At 49.1% G+C, this 24,045-nt stretch carries 24 protein-coding genes and 1 pseudogene; 13 read left to right on the forward strand and 12 right to left on the reverse strand.

Features of this window, described 5'->3' with window-relative positions; translation table 11 throughout:
* Positions 1-47: 47 nt before the first annotated feature.
* Positions 48-572, forward strand: coding sequence for an RNA polymerase sigma factor (locus DWX26_RS12270; RefSeq protein WP_158568377.1), 525 nt, complete (start codon positions 48-50; stop codon positions 570-572).
* Positions 573-575: 3 nt separating this feature from the next.
* Here the strand turns inward: DWX26_RS12270 and DWX26_RS12275 are convergent, their stop codons facing one another.
* Positions 576-1,643 carry an undecaprenyldiphospho-muramoylpentapeptide beta-N-acetylglucosaminyltransferase gene (locus DWX26_RS12275; RefSeq protein WP_055219136.1) on the reverse strand — a complete coding sequence of 356 codons (1,068 nt, stop codon included), beginning with the start codon at positions 1,641-1,643 and terminating at the stop codon, positions 576-578.
* A 161-nt stretch (positions 1,644-1,804) separates the two neighbouring features.
* Here DWX26_RS12275 and DWX26_RS12280 point away from each other — a divergent pair, with 161 nt between their 5' ends.
* From DWX26_RS12280 to DWX26_RS12295, 4 genes are all read left to right on the forward strand, one after another.
* Entirely contained in the window at positions 1,805-2,686 is an 882-nt protein-coding gene (locus DWX26_RS12280) for a DUF4367 domain-containing protein (RefSeq protein ID WP_158580610.1), read from the forward strand.
* A gap of 58 nt (positions 2,687-2,744) precedes the next feature.
* Positions 2,745-3,242: a DUF6147 family protein gene (locus DWX26_RS12285; protein ID WP_118601520.1), complete on the forward strand. Its 498-nt coding sequence runs from the start codon at positions 2,745-2,747 to the stop codon at positions 3,240-3,242.
* Positions 3,243-3,894: 652 nt separating this feature from the next.
* The gene (locus DWX26_RS12290) at positions 3,895-5,517 is read left to right on the forward strand and encodes an MBL fold metallo-hydrolase RNA specificity domain-containing protein (RefSeq protein WP_055219142.1); all 1,623 of its coding nucleotides are present in this window, start codon (positions 3,895-3,897) and stop codon (positions 5,515-5,517) included.
* Complete coding sequence (locus tag DWX26_RS12295; RefSeq protein ID WP_118601521.1) at positions 5,505-5,711, forward strand: hypothetical protein; 207 nt, start codon at positions 5,505-5,507, stop codon at positions 5,709-5,711. Before DWX26_RS12290 ends, DWX26_RS12295 begins: the two co-directional genes overlap by 13 nt.
* On the opposite strand, the gene DWX26_RS12300 is transcribed toward DWX26_RS12295, so the two are convergent.
* Positions 5,702-5,944: a TIGR03905 family TSCPD domain-containing protein gene (locus tag DWX26_RS12300; RefSeq protein WP_022461364.1), complete on the reverse strand. Its 243-nt coding sequence runs from the start codon at positions 5,942-5,944 to the stop codon at positions 5,702-5,704. The genes DWX26_RS12295 and DWX26_RS12300 overlap by 10 nt on opposite strands.
* A gap of 304 nt (positions 5,945-6,248) precedes the next feature.
* On the opposite strand from DWX26_RS12300, the gene DWX26_RS12305 reads away from it, so the two are divergent.
* The 3 genes from DWX26_RS12305 (at position 6,249) to DWX26_RS12315 (ending at position 9,360) form a co-directional block, all read left to right on the forward strand.
* Positions 6,249-6,947, forward strand: coding sequence for a 5'-methylthioadenosine/adenosylhomocysteine nucleosidase (locus DWX26_RS12305; RefSeq protein WP_022461363.1), 699 nt, complete (start codon positions 6,249-6,251; stop codon positions 6,945-6,947).
* 495 nt (positions 6,948-7,442) lie between these two features.
* Positions 7,443-8,228: a hypothetical protein gene (locus DWX26_RS12310; RefSeq protein ID WP_117802479.1), complete on the forward strand. Its 786-nt coding sequence runs from the start codon at positions 7,443-7,445 to the stop codon at positions 8,226-8,228.
* Between the two features lie 175 nt (positions 8,229-8,403).
* Positions 8,404-9,360, forward strand: a complete 957-nt coding sequence (locus DWX26_RS12315; RefSeq protein ID WP_022461361.1) for a D-2-hydroxyacid dehydrogenase — start codon at positions 8,404-8,406, stop codon at positions 9,358-9,360.
* A gap of 147 nt (positions 9,361-9,507) precedes the next feature.
* Here DWX26_RS12315 and DWX26_RS12320 read toward each other — a convergent pair whose 3' ends face one another.
* Together DWX26_RS12320 and DWX26_RS12325 are read right to left on the reverse strand one after the other, a co-directional pair.
* Positions 9,508-9,771: a hypothetical protein gene (locus tag DWX26_RS12320; protein ID WP_118601522.1), complete on the reverse strand. Its 264-nt coding sequence runs from the start codon at positions 9,769-9,771 to the stop codon at positions 9,508-9,510.
* Positions 9,772-9,825: 54 nt separating this feature from the next.
* Positions 9,826-10,701 (reverse strand): AraC family transcriptional regulator, encoded by an 876-nt coding sequence (locus DWX26_RS12325; protein ID WP_118601523.1) that lies wholly within the window; start codon positions 10,699-10,701, stop codon positions 9,826-9,828.
* Between the two features lie 204 nt (positions 10,702-10,905).
* On the opposite strand from DWX26_RS12325, the gene DWX26_RS12330 reads away from it, so the two are divergent.
* The 4 genes and pseudogenes from DWX26_RS12330 (at position 10,906) to DWX26_RS12345 (ending at position 12,953) form a co-directional block, all read left to right on the forward strand.
* Complete coding sequence (locus DWX26_RS12330) at positions 10,906-11,544, forward strand: bifunctional 4-hydroxy-2-oxoglutarate aldolase/2-dehydro-3-deoxy-phosphogluconate aldolase (protein WP_118601524.1); 639 nt, start codon at positions 10,906-10,908, stop codon at positions 11,542-11,544.
* A gap of 30 nt (positions 11,545-11,574) precedes the next feature.
* Positions 11,575-11,982: pseudogene (locus tag DWX26_RS12335) on the forward strand (glycoside hydrolase family 3 N-terminal domain-containing protein); the annotation flags it as partial.
* Between the two features lie 81 nt (positions 11,983-12,063).
* Positions 12,064-12,321 carry a hypothetical protein gene (locus DWX26_RS12340; RefSeq protein WP_022461406.1) on the forward strand — a complete coding sequence of 86 codons (258 nt, stop codon included), beginning with the start codon at positions 12,064-12,066 and terminating at the stop codon, positions 12,319-12,321.
* 26 nt (positions 12,322-12,347) lie between these two features.
* Positions 12,348-12,953: an NUDIX hydrolase gene (locus DWX26_RS12345; protein ID WP_055219153.1), complete on the forward strand. Its 606-nt coding sequence runs from the start codon at positions 12,348-12,350 to the stop codon at positions 12,951-12,953.
* A gap of 109 nt (positions 12,954-13,062) precedes the next feature.
* Here the strand turns inward: DWX26_RS12345 and DWX26_RS12350 are convergent, their stop codons facing one another.
* From DWX26_RS12350 to DWX26_RS12385, 8 genes are all read right to left on the reverse strand, one after another.
* Complete coding sequence (locus tag DWX26_RS12350; protein ID WP_118601525.1) at positions 13,063-14,883, reverse strand: ABC transporter ATP-binding protein; 1,821 nt, start codon at positions 14,881-14,883, stop codon at positions 13,063-13,065.
* Complete coding sequence (locus tag DWX26_RS12355; protein ID WP_118601526.1) at positions 14,883-16,685, reverse strand: ABC transporter ATP-binding protein; 1,803 nt, start codon at positions 16,683-16,685, stop codon at positions 14,883-14,885. The genes DWX26_RS12350 and DWX26_RS12355 overlap by 1 nt, the downstream gene beginning before the upstream one ends.
* Before the next feature lie 184 nt (positions 16,686-16,869).
* On the reverse strand, positions 16,870-17,529 hold the full coding sequence (locus tag DWX26_RS12360; RefSeq protein ID WP_055219159.1) for a sensor histidine kinase: 660 nt from the start codon (positions 17,527-17,529) through the stop codon (positions 16,870-16,872).
* Between the two features lie 51 nt (positions 17,530-17,580).
* Entirely contained in the window at positions 17,581-18,321 is a 741-nt protein-coding gene (locus DWX26_RS12365) for a LytR/AlgR family response regulator transcription factor (RefSeq protein WP_118601527.1), read from the reverse strand.
* Between the two features lies 1 nt (position 18,322).
* Positions 18,323-19,228: an alpha/beta hydrolase gene (locus DWX26_RS12370; RefSeq protein WP_118601528.1), complete on the reverse strand. Its 906-nt coding sequence runs from the start codon at positions 19,226-19,228 to the stop codon at positions 18,323-18,325.
* A 60-nt stretch (positions 19,229-19,288) separates the two neighbouring features.
* Positions 19,289-20,677, reverse strand: coding sequence for an alanine/glycine:cation symporter family protein (locus tag DWX26_RS12375; RefSeq protein ID WP_055226893.1), 1,389 nt, complete (start codon positions 20,675-20,677; stop codon positions 19,289-19,291).
* 201 nt (positions 20,678-20,878) lie between these two features.
* Positions 20,879-22,273, reverse strand: a complete 1,395-nt coding sequence (gene mgtE / locus DWX26_RS12380; RefSeq protein ID WP_022461398.1) for a magnesium transporter — start codon at positions 22,271-22,273, stop codon at positions 20,879-20,881.
* Positions 22,274-22,693: 420 nt separating this feature from the next.
* A complete protein-coding gene (locus DWX26_RS12385) occupies positions 22,694-23,098 on the reverse strand; it encodes a GGDEF domain-containing protein (RefSeq protein ID WP_082424534.1) in 405 nt (134 codons plus the stop codon).
* A gap of 245 nt (positions 23,099-23,343) precedes the next feature.
* Between DWX26_RS12385 and DWX26_RS12390 the strand changes: the two genes are divergently transcribed.
* Positions 23,344-24,039, forward strand: a complete 696-nt coding sequence (locus DWX26_RS12390; RefSeq protein WP_022461396.1) for a response regulator transcription factor — start codon at positions 23,344-23,346, stop codon at positions 24,037-24,039.
* Positions 24,040-24,045: the final 6 nt, after the last annotated feature.

Below are 24,045 nucleotides of genomic sequence, written 5' to 3' on the forward strand. Positions count from 1 at the left end.
AGCAGCCAGAAAAAGAATCAATGACAGACGAACAGGGGCGGAGAACAATGGACAAAAATAACTTTTCAGAAATATATAAAAAGTATGTAATGACAGCCTATTCAGCCGCAATGCAGGTGGTGCACAATGAAGCCGATGCGGATGATATCGCACAGGAAACGATGGTGAAACTGTACCTGAATATTGATGCGCTGGATGAAGACAGAGTAGAAGGCTGGGTCCGTGTCGCTGCAAAGAATCTGGGAATTGATTATCAAAGAAAAACACAACGTTTTGACTGGAACGAACTGGATGAGGATCTTCGGGCGGAAGAGATGGAACTTCCGACGCTTGCAGAGGAAGAAAAGCAGGAGAGAAATCATTTTTTTCAGGAAGTGATGGATGCACTGAAAGATCATGATGAATCGGGTTATTATATTACGCGTGAAATCAAGGTGCATGAGCGTTCGGAAAAGGAAGTAGCATCCGAAATGGGTATCACCATCGGAAATCTGCGGGTGAAAATGACCCGGACGAAAAAATGGCTTTGCCAGCACTTTGCTGACAAAGCCAGAGAAAGGGGATTTCTGTAGTTACTATTTGCGTTCGCATTCCTGGATCAGGGAAAGGATGCGGCCGATGGAATCGGTGTGGCTGCTCTTCTTCATCGCATTGATGTAGGTCTGACGGTTTTCGTAAACCTCACGGATTGCGGACTGAAGAGTCTGCGCATTCACGGATTCTTCTTCCAGAACTTTACTGTAACCCTGACGCTCAAAGGAACGCGCATTTAAAATCTGGTCTCCGCGGCTGGCATTGGCAGAAAGCGGAATCAGAATGTTTGGTTTTGCCAGAGCACTGATTTCGCAGATCGCATTTGCGCCGGCGCGGGAGATGATCAGATCTGCTGCGGCGAAGAGATCCGGGAGCTCATCTTTGATGTACTCGAACTGAACGTAACCTTCGGTACCATTTAAGGATGCATCCAGTTTATCTTTACCGCAGAGATGAATCACCTGGAAATCTTTCAGAAGTTCTGGTAAAATAGAACGGACCGCATGATTGACAGCGACGGAACCGAGGCTTCCTCCGATGACGAGAATAACCGGTTTTGCGGCATTGAATCCGCAGAACTTCAGGCCTTCCCGTGCATCGCCGGACAGCAGTTCCTGGCGGATTGGCGTTCCGGTCAGAACGGCTTTGTTTTCCGGGAGACATTTAACGGTTTCCGGGAAATTACAGCAGACCTTTGCAGCGGACGGAATACACAGCTTATTTGCCAGGCCAGGCGTCATATCCGATTCATGGATGAGCGCCGGGACTTTACATGCTTTGGCGGCAAGGACAACCGGTACCGAAACGAAGCCGCCTTTGGAGAAGACAACGTTTGGTTTCAGCTTTTTGAGCAGTTTTTTTGCTTCAAAGTAGCCTTTTACGACGCGGAATGGATCGGAAAAGTTTTTCGGATCGAAGTAGCGGCGCAGCTTTCCGGATGAAATTCCGTAATACGGAATGCCGAGATCTTCGATCAGCTTGCGCTCCATACCGTCGTAGGAACCGATATAAGAGATTTTATAACCTGCTTCCTTTAATTTTGGAATCAGGGCAATATTCGGGGTAACATGGCCGGCGGTACCTCCGCCTGTCAGAACAATATGCTTCATGAGAATTCCTCCCTGGAATTTGATAATATCATTTGGCTTTTATTATCCCCTCAAGAAGAAAAAAAGTCAAGAGCGGTTACAACATGGAAAATGCCGAGGAACGGAAGAAGATGAAAAAGATAGAAAAAGAAGAACAGCTGAAAAAGAAACTGGAGCAGACGATGGAAGAAAAAATGGCTGCGGATTCGAAAACGGTGGAAGGGGAATCGGCAGTTGTAAAGGCAGAGGAAGGAAACACAGCAACAGAACAGGAGCCGGAGGCTGCGCCTGCGCTTTCAGAGGAAGAATTGAACGCAATGTACGAGCGCTTCCAGCAGCGTCTCCAGAAGGAAGGACTCGCGGACGCAGAAGGCAACCCGACAGAAAAAACACTGGAGATCCGCCGCCAGATCGTGGCGAAAAAGGTGGAACGCGAAAAGCAGGCGGAGAGACAGAAGAAGATTGCGAAGAGAGCGAAAACAACAAAACACTGGGTACGGACGGCAAAGGCGGCTGGTGTTGTGTTGGTTGTGGGAGCTTGCGTGTTTGGAGCTAGTATGACGAGCGAGGCGAATCGGATTCGGTTGGTGGAGACGATTAGTGGGGTTCGGAATACGGGTGACGTGACGTGGACAGATAATGGTGAAAATCGGGACGGATCAGAAATAAATTTTGAACAAGCAAAAACAGAGATCGTAGAAAAAATCCATATTGAGGTGCCGGAATTTTATTATGTACCAGATGGAATGAAATATAGTCAATTTATGATATTTGAAGAAACGGAAATGGCGGTGATCCAATATCAATATGGAGAACATTCTATCTATTTTCATTTGGCAGCAAATGAAAAAGATTTGTCACAAGGCAATTGGAAAGACAAAGAAAAGGTTCAAGTAGAAACACTTGATGATGTGATAGAAATTGAAATGGGAACTTTAGCAGAGAATGGAGAAGAAAATTATTATGCATTATGGAAATATAAAGATGCCTATTATCAATTAAGCGGACAGATAGAAAAGGAGGAATTGGTGAAAATTATAAATGAAATGCAGTATAATGTGTAATTATTTTATGAAATGCACGTATATAATATGTAGGTGAAGACGAGGGGAAAGAGGAAGTATGAAAAAGGTTATAAATTTAAAAAACTTACTCTTTTGTGCGATGCTCATTGTAGCGATGTCTTTGAATACAGTTGATGTGCATGCAGATGCGTTGGATTATTTAGGCAGTATTATTGATGGATCTGAATTGACAAATGATCTAGAAGCTTTTGGAGACTACCAGAGTGTAGCGAGAAGTACATATCTGCACCAAGGATTTGTGAGAATTACTAATAATGGAAACGGGTATGTTGGAATAACCGGAGGAACGGAATGCAACGTTAGCTGTAATACGGTGAAGTTGAATGTGTATTTGGAACGGTCTAGTGGGGATGGGAACTTTTATAGTTATCAAAAATGGGACAAAGTATCGTATAATACGAATTCTTTGTATATGAGTACACAGGTAAAAGTAGAAAAAGGGTACTATTATCGCTTAAGAGGATATCATTCATGTACAAAGAATGGAGTACTTGAGAATGGTGGAAGTTCAACAAATGGAATCTACATTGGCTAACTGAAAGTTACGAATATTCAAATTAAAACGAGCAAAAAATATTATGAATATAAGCACAAGAGAGATAGCGTAAACGACCGGAAACAATTTCTAACCCGACCCAGTTTACACTCCCTCACCCCTTAAAAATTTCGGGGCCAGTCCCCTATAGAAACCTTATAACAATGAATATATTAAGACGAAAACGCAGATCTTTCAGGATTTTCAACGCGTCGAAATTCCTTTTTCCAACCACAACACAGATCTGAGTCATCATGTGTTACTATGTTCAGCGTGTGAGTGATCATACGGAACATCGGCTGACCCCGATAAGTGAGGCATCGGTATTACTGCAGGAATACCGGTGCCTCTTTTCTGTACGTTTCTACAAGCCGATGCCCATAATTGAACAAAAATATCAAGATTGTTGTGCAATCTGCCTTAAAATTCCGTTGGAATCTGCCAGATATTATGCTATAATAATCAAAAAAGAGAGAATAAGCATAAAATACAAAAGGAATTTCAGATTATTTTCGCGGACAACGCGTCAAAGACCATGCTGGCATGGGAACTTGACGACTGCCGCGATAACGGGCCAAACGCATAACGCGTGATTTGACCCGCAGTGACAACATTTTGTCCCCGAACAAAACGGGAGAACAGGAGGCATCTTATGCGTCTTACATTTCTTGGAGCAACACATGAAGTGACGGGCAGTTGTTATTATCTGGAGGCTGCCGGGAAGAAGTTTTTAGTGGACTGCGGTATGGAGCAGGGACCGAATATTTATGAAAACAAGCCGATTCCGGTCCCGGCATCCCAGCTTGATTTTGTATTGATCACGCACGCGCACATCGATCACACCGGAAATCTGCCGCTGCTGTATGCACACGGCTTCCGCGGCCCAATCTATATGACTCCGGCGACGGTAGCACTTTCGGACATCATGCTCCGCGACAGCGCACACATTCAGCTTGCCGAGGCCGAGTGGCGGAACCGCAAGAACCGCCGGGCGGGAAAAGAAGATTACGTTACGCCATATACGATGGAGGACGCCCTCGGCGTGATCCGTCTGCTGGAAGGCATTCCGTATCATCAGCGTGTGACACTATCGGACGGCATTCAGATCCGTTTTCTCGATGCCGGTCATCTGCTCGGCTCCGCATCCATTGAGCTGTGGCTGACAGAGGACGGTGTGACGAAAAAACTGCTCTTCTCCGGCGATATCGGAAATATCCATCAGCCTCTGATCAACGACCCGGAGTACCCGGAGAGCGCCGATTACGTGATTATGGAATCCACCTACGGTGACCGGAGCCACGGTCCGAAACCGGATTATGTACCGGAGCTGGCAAAAATCATTCAGGAAACGCTCGACCGCGGCGGCAACCTCGTGATCCCGTCGTTTGCTGTTGGAAGAACGCAGGAGATGCTGTACTTTATTCGTGAAATTAAGGCAGAGCATCTGGTTCACGGCCACGGCGAATTCCCGGTTTACGTGGACAGTCCGCTTGCCGTTGAGGCAACCAATATTTTCCGCGATCATCAGAAAGAGTGCTACGATTCCGATGCAGCTGCGCTCCTTGCGCAGGGCATTAATCCGATTCTGTTTCCGGGCTTAAAGCTCTCGATTACATCCGATGAGTCGAAAGCCATCAACTTCAACGAAACCCCGAAGGTCATCATATCCGCGAGCGGTATGTGCGATGCAGGACGAATCAAGCATCATCTGAAGCACAACCTCTGGCGGCAGGAGAGTACGGTTCTCTTCGTCGGCTATCAGGCCGTCGGTACACTGGGACGGGCGCTGATCGGAGGCGCGAAGGAGGTGAAACTGTTCCAGGAAGAGGTTCATGTGAACGCGCACATCATCCAGTTCCCGGGCATGAGCGGCCACGCAGATCAGGAAGGACTGCTCAAATGGGCGGGCAGTCTGCGGGCAAAACCGGACCGCGTTTTCGTAACGCACGGCGAAGATAAAGTGACGGAAATTTTTGCAGAAAAACTGTGGGACGAATTCCGCTACCCAGCGATGGCTCCGTTCTCCGGCACGGTATTTGACCTGAAAGAAAATGAATTCATCGAAAAAACCGTTGGCATTCCGATCCAGAAGGAAACAACGGCAAACGCTGGAACACTGCGCACGAGAAGCAGCGGAAATGCCGTCTTCGATCGTCTCGTTGCGGCTGGTCAGCGGCTGCTCACCGTCATTACAAGAAACAAAGGCGGTGCTAACAAAGACCTTTCGAAATTTGCCGATCAGATCAACAGTCTCTGCGACAAATGGGACAGATAAAGCAGTCCGGTGGCTGGAAGAAAGACTGTGCTATTAATATAGAAGAAAAACCGGAAGAAAGCAGGCGGCAGGGAAGCTGTGCTGCATCAGAAAAGAAAAAACAGAAGTGGATAAATTACAAACTCCCCGGGGTGAGCATTCCCCGGGGAGTTATTATAATAAAAAAGAGCAAGCGTAAAAAAAGTTATTTCTGAATAGCCTGTTCCAGTGCTTTTGCAAGCTGGTCTGGACATGATGTTCCGCGTCCGTTGCAGTCGATGCCTTTCATGCGGGAGATGGCTTCGTTTACGTCCATGCCCTCAACGAGTCTTGCAACACCCTGTGTGTTTCCGTTGCATCCGCCTACGAACTGCACGTTGTGTACTTTACCGTCTTCTACCTCAAACAGAATTTTTCTGGAACAGGTACCTTTTGTTGTATATTCCATCGATAAGATCCTCCTTTGTGAATAAAAAATTAGAACATTATCGTGAACTTCAGCCACGATAATTCTTCGGTTCCTGCTATTATATCATAGATTACGAAAACAGCAAAGAAAAAAGATACCACAGATCCAAAATTTATTGTATACTGTAACAGGAATTACAAAGAAACCAGAAGGAAAAGAAAATGGACTCCCGGAGTTTTCCGTTCTTACTTTAGCGGCTGACCGCTGACAAAAATGATTTCATAAAAGCAAGAACAGAAAGAATCGGGGAGTACATGTAAAGTTATTGGAGGATATCATAAACATGAAGTTAATCGGAATCATCGGTGCAATGGAAGTTGAAGTTGCAAGCTTAAAGGAAATGATGACGGATGTTACAATCCGCACGAAAGCATCCATGGAGTTCAACCACGGTTACCTGAACGGAAAAGAAGTGGTTGTTGTGCGCAGCGGAATCGGTAAAGTAAACGCCGGTATCTGCACGCAGATTCTTGTGGATGATTACGGCGTGGACTGTGTCATCAACACCGGAATTGCAGGCTCCCTGCGGAATGAAATTAACATCGGCGATATCGTCATTTCGACCGATGCTGTTCAGCACGACATGGATGTGCGCATCTTCGGATACCCGCTCGGCGAGATTCCGCAGATGGGTGTTTTGAGCTTCCCGGCAGACGAGCACCTCGCAGAGGTGGCAGAGGAAGTCTGCAAGGAAGTCAATCCGGAAATCCAGGTATTCCGCGGACGCGTGGTCAGCGGTGACCAGTTTATTTCCAGCAAAGAAGTGAAAAACCATCTGATCGAGGAATTCAACGGTTCCTGCGCCGAGATGGAGGGCGCTGCGATTGCGCAGGGCGCTTATCTGAACAAGATTCCATACGTCGTACTCCGCGCCATCTCCGATAAAGCAGACGACAGCGCAACGATGGACTACCCGACCTTTGAGAGCGAGGCAGCCCGCCACTGTGTCAACCTGCTGCAGGAAATGGTAAAACGCCTGTAATCTAAAAAAAGCAAGAAGAAAAAATCGACAAACTGACAGGCGAAAACCAGCGAAACCACGCGAACCGGCACGAAAGCAGTCCCCTGAAGGAACGAAAAATAAAAATTCACGCAAAAAAGCACAGAATCACAAAGAATTTGACGAACGTTTTTTGTTTCCAAATTTTTCCGGCAGTGCTATACTGTGGCACATCGGAACAAGAAGATGCTCACTACGGATTGCTCAGCAGTAAAACACTTGCTGTTTTGCTGCGTAAGAAAGTGATTCAGGTGTGAGCAGCCCTCCTTCTGCGAAGCAAAATTTTCAATGAGGGCTGCGAATGTTACAGTTCCCAGGTACCTGTGAACTGTAACACGTCTCCACTGCCGATATGCCAGCGGAAGAATCCTGTGCGCGCAAATTCTGCCGCGGCATCCGCCGATGCACCGCAACGGAACGGGAGCACCGGCATATGATCATAACAGGCAAATTCAAAAATCATCAGGGGGAATAAGAATGCTGGAGTTTTGTGTGAAACAAAATGTGTTCTTATACGCAATGATAGCAGCAGGAATCGCCGGTGTGTGGTGCCTGTTCTGGAATAACCGTTTCTACACCCGGGCCATCCGCGATCTCGGAAGGCTGAAGGAACCAAAGTCGAAATGGACCAGGTCGGTGCTGGAAACGTGTCAGAGAAAAGCGCATCCCTTTTCGAATGCCGGGGCGTTTATGCGCAGCCAGATTGCACAGGGCAGGTCAGCGGGAATGGCAGTCCCGACGCTTCTGCGCGGAAGCCAGAATATGATCCTCACGGTTCTGGCGCTGTCGATTCTTTCGCTGTGGGCGATCTACCGATACCGTTATGGAGAGGCGGAGCTGATGCGCTACCTCGGAACGGGCACCGCGCTCGCCGGAGGCCTTGTCTTTTTCCGGCTCTGTCTGGATTTCGGCGGAAAAGAGGAAATTCTGCTGAACGGCTGGACAGACTATCTGGAAAATGAGTTTGCAGCGACGAAACAGAGTGCGGTGCTGGAAACCGTACAGCAGACCGAACGGCAGCCGGTGCAGGCGGAAACCATGGCACAGGCAGGAACCGGAGCGGCGAAAGCAAAACCGCAGACTGCGGGAAGCGAGTCCGCCAAAGAGCGGAATGAACTGTTCGCAGACCCGGAAAAAGAAGCGAGGATTTCGAAAGTCAGGGAGGGCATCCGCCAGACCGCCGCGGCCGAGAGCAGGTTTGCCGGAATGCTGACGCCCGAGGAAGAGAAGCTGATGAGGGAAATTATCAGCGAATACGTGTAAATACCAGGGGATCAGGCCGGGGAGCATGGCATATCGACATGACCATATTTCCGAATCGGCAGTCCGCAGGTATCTAAGATAAAAATATTTCAGGCAGTGCTGTCTTTCAAAACAGACAGGCGGCACTGCTTTCCCGGATAAAGCAGAATCATCATCTGCAAAAGGAGGAACCAACATGAGACTTGTAATTCTTGAGGCAGAGTCACTGGGAAAGGACATGGATCTGTCCGGCTTTTCCCGTTTTGGAGAAGTGACAGTATATGAAAAAACAACGGAGGAGGAATGCCCGGAGCGTGTGCGGGAGGCGGATATCGTCATCTGCAACAAGGTGCGCATGTGCAGCCGCACCCTGTCCGGCGCGGAGAACCTGAAACTGATCTGCGTCACCGCAACCGGCATCAACAACATCGATCTTGATTATGTGAAGCGCCACAACATCGCCGTGACGAACGTCGCCGGCTATTCCACCGTCAGCGTGGCCCAGCACACCTTTGCGATGTACTTCTATCTGGCAGAAAAACTCCGTTATTACGATGATTACGTAAAAAACGGCAGCTACGCCGCCAGCAGTCTTTTCACCTGCATGGACAGACCGTTCACCGAGCTGGAGGGCAAGACGTGGGGCATCATCGGCCTTGGCGCGATCGGCAGAAAAGTGGCTTCGATTGCACAGGCATTCGGCTGCCGTGTGATCTATTACTCCACCTCCGGTGCACACGACGATCCGGACTACGAGCGGGTCGATCTCTATCGTCTGCTGAAGGATTCTGATGTGGTTTCCATCCACGCCCCGTTAAATGAGGCGACCGAGAACCTGATGAATATCGAAACGTTTGCCAACATGAAGCGGAACGCAATTCTGATCAACGTCGGCCGCGGCTCGATCGTGAATGAGCGTGACCTCTGCTGTGCCCTGCGCGAGGGCCTGATCGCCGGAGCAGCGCTCGATGTACTTTCCAGCGAGCCGATCCGCAGCGACAGTCCGTTGCTGAAAATGGCGGACGACGACCGCCTGTACATCACGCCGCACATCGCCTGGGCATCGAAGGAAGCCCGCACGCGCCTGATCGGACTGGTGCAGAAAAATATTGCTTCGTACCTGGAAGGCGGCATGGAAAACCGCGTGGTATAAAAGGGATACAAAGCCAGGGACAAAATACATAAAAAAAGCCGGACATCCGACGGAACCGCAGAGGGGGCTGTAAGAACAGCCGCTCCCAAGTTCCGCCGGATGCCCGGCTTTTACATTTGCTTTATTCGCTGCAAAAACGAGAGAACATTATTCCTCTGTAATCTGAATTTCCAGATAATCAAACTCCAGCGATTCAATAAAATTATCCTGTGTGAACCGCGTTTTCGATCTCCGTTTAAACTCCGAAATATTCGTATCGAGCCAGATCGGCTTCGCCAGATTCCAGGCATCACAGATTTCATCGAGCGCACGGAAGACCTTGTGCGTTCTGGTATCCTCATCGTCGATGCAGACGGTAAGATCCTGAAGAACATGATTGTTTTTCACTAATTTTCCCCACATCTGAAACATATTAAAAATCCTCCTGAAAAGTACAAAGTGAACAGTGCATTTGGAACGACCGTGTTAATCGCTGGTAACGGTATGCAGTTCTTTAAAATCCTTCGGCGAGATCCCGTACTCTTTTTTAAACGCGCGGTAAAAACTCGAATAGTCGTGAAATCCGAACAGCAGATACACCTTCGTGACCGGTACATCGCCGAGCAGCGCTTCACGGCACCTTGCCAGCCGCTTTTTGGAAATGTACTGGTGGATCGACATGCCGATTTCATCCTTGAAAACGTGTGCAATGTGATATTTGCTCACAAAAAGTTCCGCCGCCAGCCGTTCGAGCGACAGATCCTCGGACAGGTGCTCATCAATATAGAAACAGAGCTGTTCATACAGCGAAAGCTGCGCCTTCCGGGTGAGCGGGTGGTGCTGTTCATACACCGTGCGGTTGATCTGCATCAGCAGGTCGCTGACGTAGAGAAAAATCTGCGTCTCTTTTCCAAAATGATCGGACCGCATTTCCTCAATCAGTCGGATGGTGCGGTACTGGATCGTGTTGAACTCGACGGAATCGAGCAGGAACAGATATTTCTGATTTTCGGCAGCGTATTCCATCAGGTAAACGTAGTCGGCGGAACGGGCGCGGAGCTGTTCTGCAAAAGCGGCGCTAACCCAGAACACAAAGCGGCGGTACGGCACAGACAGGTCGTGCATCACCAGATGATGCGGCACGCCGGGCGGAATCAGAAGAAGATCGCCGGGCGTCGGTGTGTAGAGCACTCCGTCGATTTCCAGTGAGATCGCCCCTTCGAGAAAGAGATAGAACTCATAATGCGTATGCGTATGTTCTTTTACGCCGGGCACATCGTCGGTGCTGTAATAGTATAACTCAAACGTATCCGAAATCATGTACTGCCGGGTGGCAAATTTCGTCTGCAGTTTTTCTTTCATAATAAAAGCATCCTTGCAAAAAAATGATATTTTTGAACCATAACAACAATTCCCAGCATATCACAAAACAGCAAGTTTTACAATGTATTCGGCAATTCGCACAATAGAAAAAAACAACTTGTCCGGTTATGATACAAGGGAATAAAATAAAAACAGAATGCAGAATAAATTTCAGATAAAGATCAAAACGGAGGAACAGCTATCATGAATCAGATTCTCGAACAGCTTGGAACATACGGCATTGTGCCGGTTGTCGTTTTACAGGATGCAGCAAAAGCAGAGCCGCTTGCCAAAGCTCTCTGCAAGGGCGGACTTGCCTGCGCCGAGGTGACCTTCCGCACCGATGCGGCAGAAGAATCCATCCGCATTATGAGCGAAAAATTCCCGGAGATGCTGGTGGGAGCCGGAACTGTGCTCACAACCGAGCAGGCGGACCGCGCCGTGAAAGCCGGAGCAAAATTTATCGTCAGCCCGGGCCTCAACCCGGAGGTAGTAAAATGGTGCCAGGCACACGAAGTACCAGTGATCCCGGGCATCGTGACCCCGACTGAGATGGCGCAGGCAATCGGTCTTGGGCTCACCATGGTGAAATTCTTTCCGGCAGAACCGGCAGGCGGACTGAAATACATCCGTGCCATCGCAGCACCGTACACCATGATGAAATTCATGCCGACCGGCGGCATCAACCCGCAGAATGTAAGAGAATACCTGGCATACGACCGCATCGCAGCATGCGGCGGAAGCTGGATGGTAAAAAATACGATGATTGAAAACAACGAATTCGACCGCATTGAAGAGCTGGTGAAAGAGGCGGTTGAGATCGTAAAGGAAAGCCGGACGTGACGACATCCTTCCCGCAGCCGCTGGGCACCGACCGTTGACCTCGAGCGTGATCCGAGATGGGGAAGAAACGAGGAGTGCTACGGCGAGAACCCTGTGCTGACCGGAAAAATGGCCGGCGCTTACATCGAGGGAATGCAGGGCGACGATCCAAAATATCTGCGCTGTGCATCAACCCTGAAACACTTCTATGGAAACAACACCGAGGTCGGCCGCGGCTGGAAGAACTCTTCGATTGACCCGCGGAATAAATATGAGCTGTATCTCGAGCCGTTCCGCAGATGTATTGAGGAGAGCGGTGCAGAGGGCATCATGACGGCGTACAACAGAATCAACGGCACCGTCGGCGGAATGGTCCGGGAAAACATGGAAATCTCGGAATCCGTCATCATGAAACAGGCGGACCAGAAGATGTATGAAAATAAAAAAAGTTCACGGTGAATCGCCGCAATGGATTGTCCCCGCGGGTCTTTTCGTGGTACAATGAAACATAACCGATAAAAAGAAAAACGAGGGCAGAACATGAACGAATTATATGAAATGATTGAAAAGAAAATTAAAGAATCCGGCTATCCGCGGCCGATTTCGGGAAGCGATGTTTACGATGACATCTGCGACCAGATCGAGGGAAAAGAGAACGGTTCCTATGTGGTATTATCGAAATTTGATGATGATGTGATTTTCGAGTACCACATCACGGTGATGGATGATGAATTCAACCTCGGCGTGCTGACGATGCGCACCCCGGAGGGCGTGTTTGAGGCTGATTTTGACCAGTAAAAGAGAAAAGAAAGAGGTTGTTACTTATGCCGAATGTTGAAAAAATCACAAAACAGACGGAAAATCCGTTCGTAAATCTTTACCTGGTGGAAGGGACAAACAAAGTAAACCATCACTTCCGCTATTACGTGGCTTCCCGCGCAAAATCCATCGAGCAGATGAAGATTAAAACAAGGAAAAATACGCCGGACGGTGTGCTGATGTACAGTCTGTACGGGGAAAAACGCGACAAAATTGTCCTGGTGCGCCAGTACCGCGTTTCCATTGATGACTACATCTACGAATTCCCGGCAGGCCTGGTGGAACCGGGCGAGGAGTTCCATGAGGCTGCCGTGCGCGAGATGCATGAGGAGACCGGTCTTACGTTTCACCCGTTGAAAGTAGATCCCTGCTACGAGAAACCGTTCTTCACCACAATCGGCCTGACCGATGAAGCATGCTCTGCCGTTTACGGCTGGTGCGAGGGCGAGATCAGCCGCAAATACCTCGAAGAGAGCGAAGTGATCGAAGTTGTCCTTGCTGACCGCGAGGAGGCAAAGAGAATCTTAAAGGAAGAAAATGTAGCAATTATGTGTTCTTATCATCTGATGCATTTTATTCATGATGAGGAGCCGTTTGCATTCCTGAAATAAGTGGAGGGGAGCCAGAAAAACACAACCCCTGGAAGTTCTTAGCACGAACTGCCAGGGGTTGTGTTTTTCTGACTCCCATTTACGTTGTGGGGGACGGGAGGGTGAGGACTCAGGTGTAGTATTGGGCCTGGGTTTCGTAAAGATTGGCGTAGATGCCGTGGTTTGCGAGGAGGGTGTCGTGGGTTCCGTCTTCGGCGATGCGGCCGTGGTCGAGGACGATGATGCGGTCGCAGAATTTGCAGCTGCTCATGCGGTGGGAGATGTAGACAGCCGTTTTACCGGCGGTCATCTGGCTGAACTGTTTGTAGATTTCGGCCTCAGCGATCGGGTCGAGGGCTGCGGTCGGCTCGTCGAGGATGACGAACGGGGCATCCTTGTAGAGGGCGCGGGCGATGGCGGTGCGCTGGGCCTCGCCGCCGGAAAGGTCGACACCGGAGCCGTTGTTGTTGTAAAGGCGGGTGCGGACGCCCTGCGGGAGTTGCTGTACACGGTCGGTGAGACCGACTTTTGCAAGAGAGGATTGCAAAGCAGCTTCATCAATCTCGGTTCCGGCGGCGATGTTTTCGTCGAGCGGGAGGGAAAACAGGTGGAAATCCTGGAAAACGACGGAGAATGCCTGCGTGTACTCTTTGTAGCTATATTTGCGGATGTCAATGCCATTCAGGGTGATGTAACCTGAAGTTGGCTCATACAGGCGGCAGAGCAGCTTGATGAGTGTTGTCTTTCCGGCTCCGTTACGGCCAACGAGGGCGGTTTTTTCGCCGACGGCAAAGGACAGTGTCACATGTTCGAGTACCGGAATATTCGTACCGGGATAAGAGAATGAGACATCGTGGAATGCAAATTCGTACTGGCCGTCGTCGCGTTTCTCAATCGGCAGTGTACCGTCGTAGGCCATAGACGGCTGCGCAATGAAATCCTCATAGGTCGAGAGATAGGAATTGATATAGTCGAACTCCGATCCGGTTGCGAGAAATGTCTGAAGATCACTCATGGCGCGTGTCACGGAACCGGCATACAGAAGAACATCCCCAATGGGGAGAACGCCGTACAGAGCCCTGGCGCCGATCACAAGGTACGCAGCGAAATTGGAAAGGAGCGAAAGCAGCGCGTTTTTTCCGTCTGTGATGGCGGAGAAGCGGGCGAAGTCGAGGTACATCGGCAGAAAGTGTTCCATGGCTTTTCCAAACTGTACGTCGAGAAAATGATCGAGATGACCGATGCGGATATCGTCCGCGCGCCGTTCTTCAAGCATCACATTAACGAGATAATTGGCAACCGAGTTGGAATGGTCGTTGCCCTGGTTCAGCTCTATCTTTTTCTGCGTACTCCTGCGGTTGATGCGGGAGGAAAGTGCAAGCTGCACACCACAGAGCAGGAGCAGTGCAAGCATCGAAAACGACGAGGTGAAAAAGTTATTCCTGCTGCTGTCGGACAGAAGAAACAGACGGAGCAGGAAAAACAGGGCATAGAGAACCGAGAGCAGGGAAGTGATCAGCGTATGAATGACAATGAGCTGGTCACCCACATTTCCCGATCCCATGGAGGAGACGTTGGTGCGCCGGATGGCATCCATCGTCTCTGTTTTTTCGAATTTCTCAAACTCCAGCTCCAGCGCCTTTGCGGTGATTTTCTGTTCCGTGCGTGCAAGACAGAGTTCTTTTTGGCCGTCGAGATACTGACGGCAGATTTTTTCAAACAATCCCAGCCCATACTGCGTAAGCAGAAAGACGACAACAGTATACAGACAGGCGCGGTACGACTTTGCAAGCAGTAAATTCAAAATTCGCGCCGAGAAAAACAAGGAGAGATACGGCAGCGTTGCAGCTGCAAAAGCGCTTCCGAGAAGCCAGAACAGCACGCGGTGATTGCCCTGGCTCACCATAGTTAAAAAGCGGCAGATGGCATGAAACCGTTCTTTCATTTTCATCAGATATCTTCCTCCGTTTCCTGATAATACTGGCTCTGCACCTCAAACATATGCGCATACGATCCGCCGAGGGCAATCAGCTCATCGTGGGTTCCGCATTCTTTGATCTTTCCGTTTTCGAGAAACAGGATCGTATCGCAGAAGCGTGTCGATGCAAGACGATGCGAGATGAAAAGCGCAGTCTTATTTTTCAGCAGTGTGCTGTAGATTTCGTACATTTTATTTTCCGAGATTGCATCGAGCGCAGCCGTCGGCTCATCGAGCAGGAGCAGATGGCAATTTTTATAGAGTGCCCGCGCCATCATCAGTTTTTGCATTTCACCGCCGGAAAGCGTAATGCCGTCGTCCGCCATATCCTTGCCAAGATAGGTTTCTTCTTTCTGCGGCAGACTTGCAATTTTTTCCCAGAGTCCGGCGCGGATGAGTGCTTCTCGGCAACGGTTACGATCGGTCTCTTCCAGTGGGGAGCAGCTCACATTTTCTGCAATCGAAAACGAGAGTGCAAACGGGTCCTGAAAGACCGCCGCGATTGCTTTGTAATACTGTGCCGGATTCAGACTGCCAAGGGGAATGCCGTTGATGGTGATATTCCCTTCCGTTGGCTGATATAGCCCGCAGATCAGCTTGACAATGGTGGATTTTCCGGCGCCGTTGATGCCGACAAGTGCCGTATGCTCGCCCGCATGGAGTGTAAAACTGACATCATCGAGGATCCTTTTATCGCCGCCCGGATGGGAAAACGAGACGTGGGAAAAGCAGATTTCCAGCGGTTTTTCTTCCGCAAGTTCCGGCCGGAACGGCAGCGTGTGGCCTGCAGGGAACGGGAGATCGAAGAATTCCCGCAGCCAGCGGATCTGCTCGAGACAGAGCACGGATTTGGAGAGCGCGGCGGTGATCTCGTTAAAATATGAAGAAAAACCGGAGACGGCACCGAGCGCAAGCACAAAGCCGGATACGGTCATCGTGCCGTGGGATAGACGGTAAATCAGAAAGCCATAGCAGATTCCGTCGCGCAGAAGCTGTAGTGTAAGTGTCAGCAGATCATTTGCAAAGTAGGCGCTGCGGATGCGGAACAGAATTTTCTGATACCGCTTGTTGAGCTGGCGATAAACACCATCGAGCCATCCGTTCAGCTGATACAGACGGATATCCTTTCCGGCGGATGTGTTGTACGACTGTTTCTGGAAATAGCGCTGCGATACTTCAATTTCAGACAGATCGTCTCTGCGGCGGACTTCGTAAGAAGCCGCGCGGCGGTAGCTGAGAAACTGCAGAACCGAGAGCACAAGCAGCAGAAGAATGATAGCCGGATGGACGGTTCCGATCAGTCCTGCGTAGAGAATCAGCCCAAGAAACGAAGAATAAATTGTGACATCGTATCGGAACATGCCTTCCACGCCGACCCAGTTGCTGCAGGTGGCTCCGACGGCTTTTTCGGCGAGCTGCAGCGTTTTTGGTTCTGTCAGAACCGCATAATCTATCTGCATGAAATGACAGAGAAGGCGGCGCGTAAAAAAGCCGGTCCGGAATTCGGTATACTGCCAGGCGTTCCGCGATTGCAGCAAGGTGTGGCTGACAAAAACAACGGCATAGCAAAGAAAGAGAACGAGCGTTCCAAGTGCAAATCCGGAAAAGCCGCTGCTCTGTTCCAGAAACAGGAGAATCCCGGCAGGAAGCAGAATCCCGAAAAAGCCGGTGAGCACCTGTGAGACGATTTCGAGTGCCTGAAAGAGAAACGGCTTTTTGCTGTAATGCCACAGCTCCCGATGAATATAAATGTAGTTAGACCATAATGAATACATAAAGACCTCCTCTGTCACATGTCTTTCGTGAACTGTAGTTATCCTACCATATTCATGCAAAACACGGGGGAAAAGTACGTAAATGGAACAAAAAAGAACGCGAACAGCAAAAAAAGTGTTCACGTTCTGCAAAATTTTTCTGTAGAATCATCGGACAAAATCAAAAAATTCTGGAAAGAGCTTTTTACAGCGGCAGCATAATCTCCGTCACGAAAACGCCGGGCTCGTTCTGCCGGTTGATATATCCTTCGTACTTTTCCACAACAAGATTGATCCGTTTCAGCCCATGCCCGTGATTTCCGCGCTTCGTGGTGATATACTCGCTGTCCAGCTTCCGCACAGTATCCTTTGTTGCATTCGTAACGGAAATATACAGCTGGTTTTTCAGCACACCAATATAAAGCCGGATATAGGGATCCGCAAGGCCCTCGCATGCTTCCACCGCATTGTCAATCAGATTTCCGATCAGCGCGCAGAGATCAATATCACTCACCGTAAGATTGGCCGGGCAGGCTGCCTTGTAATCCACGCGGATGCCGTTCTTTTCGGCGAGTGAAATTTTGGAATTTAAAATCGCATCGAGATTCACATTCCCCGAGTCGCAGAGCTGGTTGACCTGATCGAGATCATTTTCGAGCAGCCCGAGATATTCCTGCAGCTTATCATACTGTCCCATCTCAACATATGCCTTCATTGACTGCAGATGATTGTGGTAATCATGACGCCAGCCGCGCATTGTCAGATAGATATTCTGCACTTCCTCGACCTGGCGGGCGAGAAGCTGGTTCTGGTATTCGATATTTTTGCGTTCCAGATAATGGGATAAAAATGGAATGTGCGCCATGAAACATCACCTCGGTTCGTTCGGAATTGGAAATTAAAAAATGCAAAACCTTTAAAACGCATTCGGCCGGTAAAACTGCAGGAACACCTGGTTGAGTGATGCATAGCATCCGCGGCTGACCGGAATTTTTGTTCCGTCCGACAAGAGACATTCCGTCCGCGTGATCCGCTCCACATGAGCGAGATTCACAAGATAACTCCGGTGTGCTGCCGCAAAACATTCTCCTGTCCCACCAGAAGCCTGCCATGCGGCGGAAAGCTCTTCGCGGAACTCCGACAGATTTTTCTTAAACGTTTCCGTGCCGGCGGCCGTATGCAGCGTCAGATAATGATTATCGGACTCCACAAAAAGCAGATCCGAGAGGAACAGCTTCTGCGTCTCCCCGCCAAGTGAAAGCAGCAGATGCGGCTTTTCCTGTCCGCGCATCGTCTGCAGTTCGTCGAGCAGCGGAAACAGTGTGTCTTCCGTCACCGGCTTTAAGAGATACCGGAACGCCTGCACCTCATACCCTTCGAAAACGTATTCTCTGTGGTTCGTCAGAAAGAGAATCGGCACCTCGCTGTCCGTCTCACGGATTTTCCGCGCCAGCGCCATGCCGTCCATTCCGCCGAGATCAATATCGAGAAAGATGAGATCGAACGGATACGAGTCAGGGTAGTGGAACAGAAAAGCAGCGGAGTCTGAAAAGGCTTCCACGGTAAGAGGAAGCCTTTTTCGCTCCGCAAAGGTGTGGAGCAGCAGTTCCATCCGGGAACGCTGCGCCGGTTCATCTTCGCAGTAAGCAATCCTCATGTTATTCACCCAAACATTTTTTGAAGAAGTTATCGTAAACGGTAATCATTTCCTCGGTCCAGAATGCTGCACCGCCGTGGTCTGCGCCGCGAAGAAGATACAGCTGTACATCTTTTCCGGCATCCTTTAATGCGTGGTAGAGATCGACACTCTGCTGGCAGAACACCATCGTGTCCTTGGTGCCGTGTGCGATCAGCATCGGCGGGAAATCCTCGTTCACGTATGTTTTGGAGCAGGCTGCCTTAGCCTCCTCAAGATGCTCGGTAATGTCATAGCCCATCAGCATGCCCTCCGGGCTGTCCGGTTTCTGATGGTTCAGCGTTATCGGATAGCCGTACGGCAGTGTCACATCAACAGCTCCGTACAGATCGATAATACCGCATACCTCGCAGCTTTCCTCATTGATCGGCTCGTCAAGTTTTCCGCTCTTTGCGGTCATGCCGGCAACGGAAGAAACCTGTCCGCCGGAAGAATCTCCCATTAGGAACATCTGCGATGGATTCAGCTTGTATTCCTCCGCATGCGCACGCAGAAAACGTACCGCATTTTTTGCGTCGATGATCTGCGCTGGGAAATGTGCGATTCCGCTGTGACGGTATTCGACGATTGCAACAACGTAGCCGCGCTGCGCCAGACGGGCGATCATGCCGACCTTCTGGTAGACATACTGTTTCATCCAGGCGGATCCCTGAATAAATGTGATGCACGGCCAGGTGCGCTCCGGGTGCGCCATCTGGAATGGTGTGAAAATTTCCAGATGAAGATTGTGCGCCTCGTCGTAGACAACTTCATGCGCATAGCGGATCTCCATTTCCTCTCCGGTCACCGGAATTTCCACGGCGCCGTCTACCGCGTCCGTGTAGTCCGGCATTGTCTCATACGTGTAGTTTGATGGTTCAATGATCATGTGTAAAAACCTCCTTTTTCTAAAACCCCTTTTTCGGTCCGAAACAGCAATCCACAGGATTTACAATTTCTTCGACTCCTCATATGATTTTAACTCGGAAAGCGCCTCACCTGCAAGTGGATACAGTGCAATAATGTTGAAAATTGTCATCAGCCCGATGCCGACATCACCAAGATCCCACACAAAAGTGTATGCGGCAATACCGCCGATAAACAGCATTACAAGTGCAAGAACCTTGTAAGCGGTCTGGAAACACCACTTGTCACCGAACAGGTAGGCAACGTTGCTTCTTGCATAGAACAAAATGCCGAGGAACGTGGAAAAGCTGAACAAAAACAGCGTAAGTGCGATAAAAATCACACCGAATTTTCCCAGATGATACTGCATGGCGGTCTGCAAGAGATCCATGCCGGAAAGGCCATTAATCAGATCCTTTGGTGCAAGCAGCATAATCATTGCGGTGCAGCTGCAGATGACGATTGTGTCAACAAAAACGCCGAGCGCCTGTACAAGGCCTGCTTTGGCCGGGCGGTCACATTCTGCGGCGGCAGCGGCGCATGGAGCGGAGCCGGAACCGGCTTCATTCGAAAACAGACCACGCTTTACACCGTTCATCAGAACAGCACCAAAACCGCCGGCTGCCATCTGACGAAGTCCGAAGGCTTCCTCAAAAATGCGTGCAAACACAGAAGGAATCTGACGGAGGTTGACTGCGATGATAAACAGTGTGATAAAGAAATAGCAGACTGCCATGACAGGAACTATAAAATCCAGCACCTTTACGGTTGCATTTTTCCGCAGTACGATGATTGCAGAAAGAATCACCAGCATGATACTGGTGTAAAGCGGCGGAATGGAAAATGCATTTTTAAAAGAAGAAGCCACGGAGTTGCTGATTACCTGACTGATACCGCACCAGCAGATCAGACCGGCAATGGCAAACAGAACAGCCGGCAGAACGTATCGTTTTTTCTTCTTGAGGTGGTCTTCAACCAGATCGTGAATGTAGTAGGCAGGACCGCCGCGGTAGCCGCCGTACAGAGGATCTTCTTCTTTGTGAAGCTGTGCGAGCGTAGCTTCGATAAACGCGGTAGACGAGCCGATGATAGCCGTCACCCACATCCAGAACACAGCACCTGCGCCTCCGGCGGAGACTGCAGCGACAACGCCGACCAGATTTCCCATACCGACACGCGTTGCGGTGGAAACGATCAGTGTCTGAAAAGAAGAAAGGCTGCTTTTTTCATTTTTCTTTTCCGACAGGGCACGGATCATGTCCGGGAACAGACGGATAGGAAGAAAACGTGTCCGGATCGTAAAATAGATGCCGGTTGGGATCAGCAGAAGAATCAGAAGGGAGATTCCGAGACTGCCGCCGCCCGGGAGCGGAATCGTAAAAAGATCGCCCCAGAGAAAGTTGTAGACTGTGGTGATGAGATTGACAATCATGTTTTCAAAAACCCTCATTTCAAAATATTTGCGGCACTGTGAAACGTCAAAGCATAAAAGCACCGTTACCTGCTATTATATCGGTTTCTGTTTGGAATGTAAAGAAGGGAAGAGAAAAGATAAGAGGCAAATATCAGCTTTTTCCGAAACCAGAAAAAGTTGATATCTGCCTCTTAAAAATTTTTCAGTCGTATCAAAAGATCAGCCTGCGAGATGCAGCATCTCGATCAGGAACAGCCAGCTCAGGCCATAGAATGTAACGACAGCGACAAGGTCGTTGACCGTTGTGATCAGCGGGCCGGAAGCAACCGCCGGATCGATGTGGATCTTTTTAAAGAACAGCGGAATGCAGGTGCCGACGGCACTGGAAATCAGCATAGCCAGCAGCAGCGCGATACCGATGCAGGCGGAAACAGAAAATGCGAACATCATGGTCTTTCCTTTGAATAAGAAGATGAAAAGTCCGATGACAGCAAAGGACAGAACACCAAGCAGAAGACCATTGCAGAAACCGATGCGCATTTCCTTGAAAACAAGCTGTAATTTCTGTTTTCCGGTCAGGGACTCATCCATCAGGACACGGATGGTAACAGCCAGGGACTGGGTACCAACGTTTCCGGCCATGTCAAGGATCAGGGACTGGAAGGTCATGATGATCGGAAGGGTTGTGACAACCTGTTCGAAAATACCGACTACAGAAGAAACCAGCATGCCAAGACCGAGCAGGATGATCAGCCATGGAAGACGTTTTTTCATACTGTCTTTTAACGGCTCTTTTAAATCCTCCTCTGCGGTCAGACCTGCGAACATCGCGTAGTCCTCACCCATCTCATCATCAACCAGGTCGATGATGTTTGATGATGTGATGACACCGAGCAGGCGGTTGTCATTGTCGAGGACCGGAATAGAATCCTCGGAATAATCCTTCAGTTCTTCGATACACTCGTTGATCGGCTCCTCTGCATATACGTACGGGTAAGAAGTTACGGTCAGATCCTCGAGCGTCTCGTCGCGTCTTGCGATGATCAGGTTTTTCAGATCGATCGCTCCGTAAAATTTCTGCTGCGCATTGACAACAAAGATGGTAGAGATGTTGTCGTTCTTTGCGGCCTGATCGATCAGGCTGCTCATCGCCTGTTTGACATTCAGATCCTCGCGGATGATGATGCAGTTTGTCGTCATGCGGCTACCGATTTCATCTTCATCGAAGGAGGCGATCATCTCAATATCGTGGCGTACTTCCGGATCGAGCAGTTCGATCAGAAGTTTTTTCTTTGCTTTGTCGAGTTTCTGCAGAACCTCGGCCAGTGCATCGGTCTCCATTTTGGAGAGGATGGAAGCGGCTTTTTTGACATCCATCTCTTCGAGGTACTCGGCTACGTTGTCGGATTCAGCATACTCAAAAATATCGGACAGCATGTCCGTGTCCAGAATGCGGTACAGTTTGCATCGCTCCGGAACCGTTAAAAGCGGCAGAACATCTGCCAGGTCATTTTCGTGGTAATCTTCCAGGCGGCTGCCCATGACAGCCGGAGAAGAGTTACTGCGGATTGTATCCAGGATCTCCTGGGTATAATCCTGTACTCGTTTTTCCATTTTTTCGTTATCCTCCATTCTTTTTTTTGACAGCAGAAAAAAACATGCGTGCTGTCGGTGCGAAAAAGCATGTTGGAACCCTCACAGGGCAGTAAAAGCACACGAAAAAAGAACCAGAGAATTACGTTTCAAAACTGGTTTGGATCATGTGTCTTACTTCGGGTTTTCATAGGATAAGAAGGGAAAATATTTAAGATTAAAGCAGGACAGAAGGATGGCCGTCATCCTGCATATTTTCCGGTTCCCGTCCTATGCTGGTACTTCGCCCATGAGAATCACAACTATCCATTCTGTTCACCTGCCTTTTTTTAGAAATTTTTTGATCAAACAGCCGTTTTTGCCGGTCTGTTTCGCTTGAAATACGGGATTCAAAAATCATCCCTCAAGTATTCTAACTGCTTTCCAGAAAAAAATCAATTCCTATTTTGGTAAAATTTTCGCAACATTCTTATCTCGTTTCTGTTTCTCCTCGTAAAGCATTGCATCCGCATGCGCGAGCATCTCCGGAAGTGTGGAATCCATGTCTTTCGGAAGCAGATAAAAGCCGGTGGAAACGGTAATATTATATGCTTTTTCGTTCGTTCTATTAAAAATGTCGAATGCGGAGTGCAGCGTCCGGTACAGATCCCTGGACATTGTTTCGTCGGAACACGGAACAAGATATGCGAATTCATCGCCGCCGATGCGTCCGCAGACACCGCGTTTGCCGATGGAATCCTGCAGAAACTGTCCGACAAGGCGGATGGAGAAGTCCCTTTCTTCATGCCCGTATCGGTCGTTGATGATCTTTAAATTATTGAGATCCGCATAGACGGCAAGCAGGATGTGCTAAGAAAATAATTGCAATTGTCTAAAAAATGTTTGAGCTCTGAATTCACAGACAAAACTTTATAGAAACTTAAGATTTTCCTTTGCGGACCTAAAGATTCCTTTGGTACAGTAAGGATGAAAACAAAAGACATCTGGCAACTTGAGGGAATTTGCGGTACAATCATCTTTGAATCATGTGGGAGGTCCGGCGCGGAAAAAAAGTGCCGGAAAAGAAAAAATGAAAGGTGGAGAAAGAAGAAATGTACAACATTTTAGTATGTGATGATGATAGAGAGATTGTAGACGCCATTGAGATTTATCTGACCCAGGAGGGCTATCATGTGCTGAAAGCATATGACGGCATGCAGGCCATCCAGATGCTCGAGAGGGAGGAGATTCAGCTGCTGATTATCGACGTCATGATGCCGAAACTGGACGGCATCCGTGCGACGCTGAAAATCAGGGAAAAGAGCAGTATTCCGATCATTATTCTGTCCGCAAAATCAGAGGATGTGGACAAAATTCTGGGACTGAACATCGGCGCGGATGATTACGTGACGAAGCCGTTTAACCCGCTCGAGCTGGTGGCGAGGGTGAAATCTCAGCTGCGGCGCTACACGAAACTTGGAAATCTTCCGGCGGACGACGGAGAAAATGTGTATCAGGTCGGCGGGCTTCTCGTCAATGACGATTTAAAAGAAGTCAGCGTCGAGGGTGAACCAGTCAAACTGACCCCGATCGAATATAACATTCTCCTGCTGCTGGTAAAAAATCCAGGCAAGGTATTTTCGATTGAACAGATCTACGAGAGCATCTGGAACGAGGAGGCGATCGGTGCGGACAACACCGTTGCGGTCCACATTCGTCACATCCGTGAGAAAATCGAAATCAACCCGAAGGAGCCGCGCTATCTGAAAGTTGTATGGGGAATTGGGTATAAGATTGAGAAACAATAATAAGGA

The organism is Blautia sp. AF19-1, from assembly GCF_003479155.1.
GTDB classification, from domain to species: Bacteria; Bacillota; Clostridia; order Lachnospirales; family Lachnospiraceae; genus Fusicatenibacter; species Fusicatenibacter saccharivorans.

Coding starts and splice junctions, on each gene's coding strand:
- DWX26_RS12370 (WP_118601528.1), bottom strand. CDS start 19,228: ATGATCATTGAACCATCAAACTACACGTATGAGACAATGCCGGACTAC.
- mgtE (WP_022461398.1), bottom strand. CDS start 22,273: ATGGAAAAACGAGTACAGGATTATACCCAGGAGATCCTGGATACAATC.
- DWX26_RS12325 (WP_118601523.1), bottom strand. CDS start 10,701: ATGAAAGAAAAACTGCAGACGAAATTTGCCACCCGGCAGTACATGATT.
- DWX26_RS12280 (WP_158580610.1), top strand. CDS start 1,805: ATGGAAGAAAAAATGGCTGCGGATTCGAAAACGGTGGAAGGGGAATCG.
- DWX26_RS12350 (WP_118601525.1), bottom strand. CDS start 14,883: ATGAAAATGAAAGAACGGTTTCATGCCATCTGCCGCTTTTTAACTATG.
- DWX26_RS12340 (WP_022461406.1), top strand. CDS start 12,064: ATGAACGAATTATATGAAATGATTGAAAAGAAAATTAAAGAATCCGGC.
- DWX26_RS12270 (WP_158568377.1), top strand. CDS start 48: ATGGACAAAAATAACTTTTCAGAAATATATAAAAAGTATGTAATGACA.
- DWX26_RS12330 (WP_118601524.1), top strand. CDS start 10,906: ATGAATCAGATTCTCGAACAGCTTGGAACATACGGCATTGTGCCGGTT.
- DWX26_RS12320 (WP_118601522.1), bottom strand. CDS start 9,771: ATGTTTCAGATGTGGGGAAAATTAGTGAAAAACAATCATGTTCTTCAG.
- DWX26_RS12390 (WP_022461396.1), top strand. CDS start 23,344: ATGTACAACATTTTAGTATGTGATGATGATAGAGAGATTGTAGACGCC.
- DWX26_RS12375 (WP_055226893.1), bottom strand. CDS start 20,677: ATGATTGTCAATCTCATCACCACAGTCTACAACTTTCTCTGGGGCGAT.
- DWX26_RS12295 (WP_118601521.1), top strand. CDS start 5,505: ATGGGACAGATAAAGCAGTCCGGTGGCTGGAAGAAAGACTGTGCTATT.
- DWX26_RS12305 (WP_022461363.1), top strand. CDS start 6,249: ATGAAGTTAATCGGAATCATCGGTGCAATGGAAGTTGAAGTTGCAAGC.
- DWX26_RS12275 (WP_055219136.1), bottom strand. CDS start 1,643: ATGAAGCATATTGTTCTGACAGGCGGAGGTACCGCCGGCCATGTTACC.
- DWX26_RS12365 (WP_118601527.1), bottom strand. CDS start 18,321: ATGAGGATTGCTTACTGCGAAGATGAACCGGCGCAGCGTTCCCGGATG.
- DWX26_RS12355 (WP_118601526.1), bottom strand. CDS start 16,685: ATGTATTCATTATGGTCTAACTACATTTATATTCATCGGGAGCTGTGG.
- DWX26_RS12315 (WP_022461361.1), top strand. CDS start 8,404: ATGAGACTTGTAATTCTTGAGGCAGAGTCACTGGGAAAGGACATGGAT.
- DWX26_RS12285 (WP_118601520.1), top strand. CDS start 2,745: ATGAAAAAGGTTATAAATTTAAAAAACTTACTCTTTTGTGCGATGCTC.
- DWX26_RS12290 (WP_055219142.1), top strand. CDS start 3,895: ATGCGTCTTACATTTCTTGGAGCAACACATGAAGTGACGGGCAGTTGT.
- DWX26_RS12345 (WP_055219153.1), top strand. CDS start 12,348: ATGCCGAATGTTGAAAAAATCACAAAACAGACGGAAAATCCGTTCGTA.
- DWX26_RS12360 (WP_055219159.1), bottom strand. CDS start 17,529: ATGGCGCACATTCCATTTTTATCCCATTATCTGGAACGCAAAAATATC.
- DWX26_RS12300 (WP_022461364.1), bottom strand. CDS start 5,944: ATGGAATATACAACAAAAGGTACCTGTTCCAGAAAAATTCTGTTTGAG.
- DWX26_RS12310 (WP_117802479.1), top strand. CDS start 7,443: ATGCTGGAGTTTTGTGTGAAACAAAATGTGTTCTTATACGCAATGATA.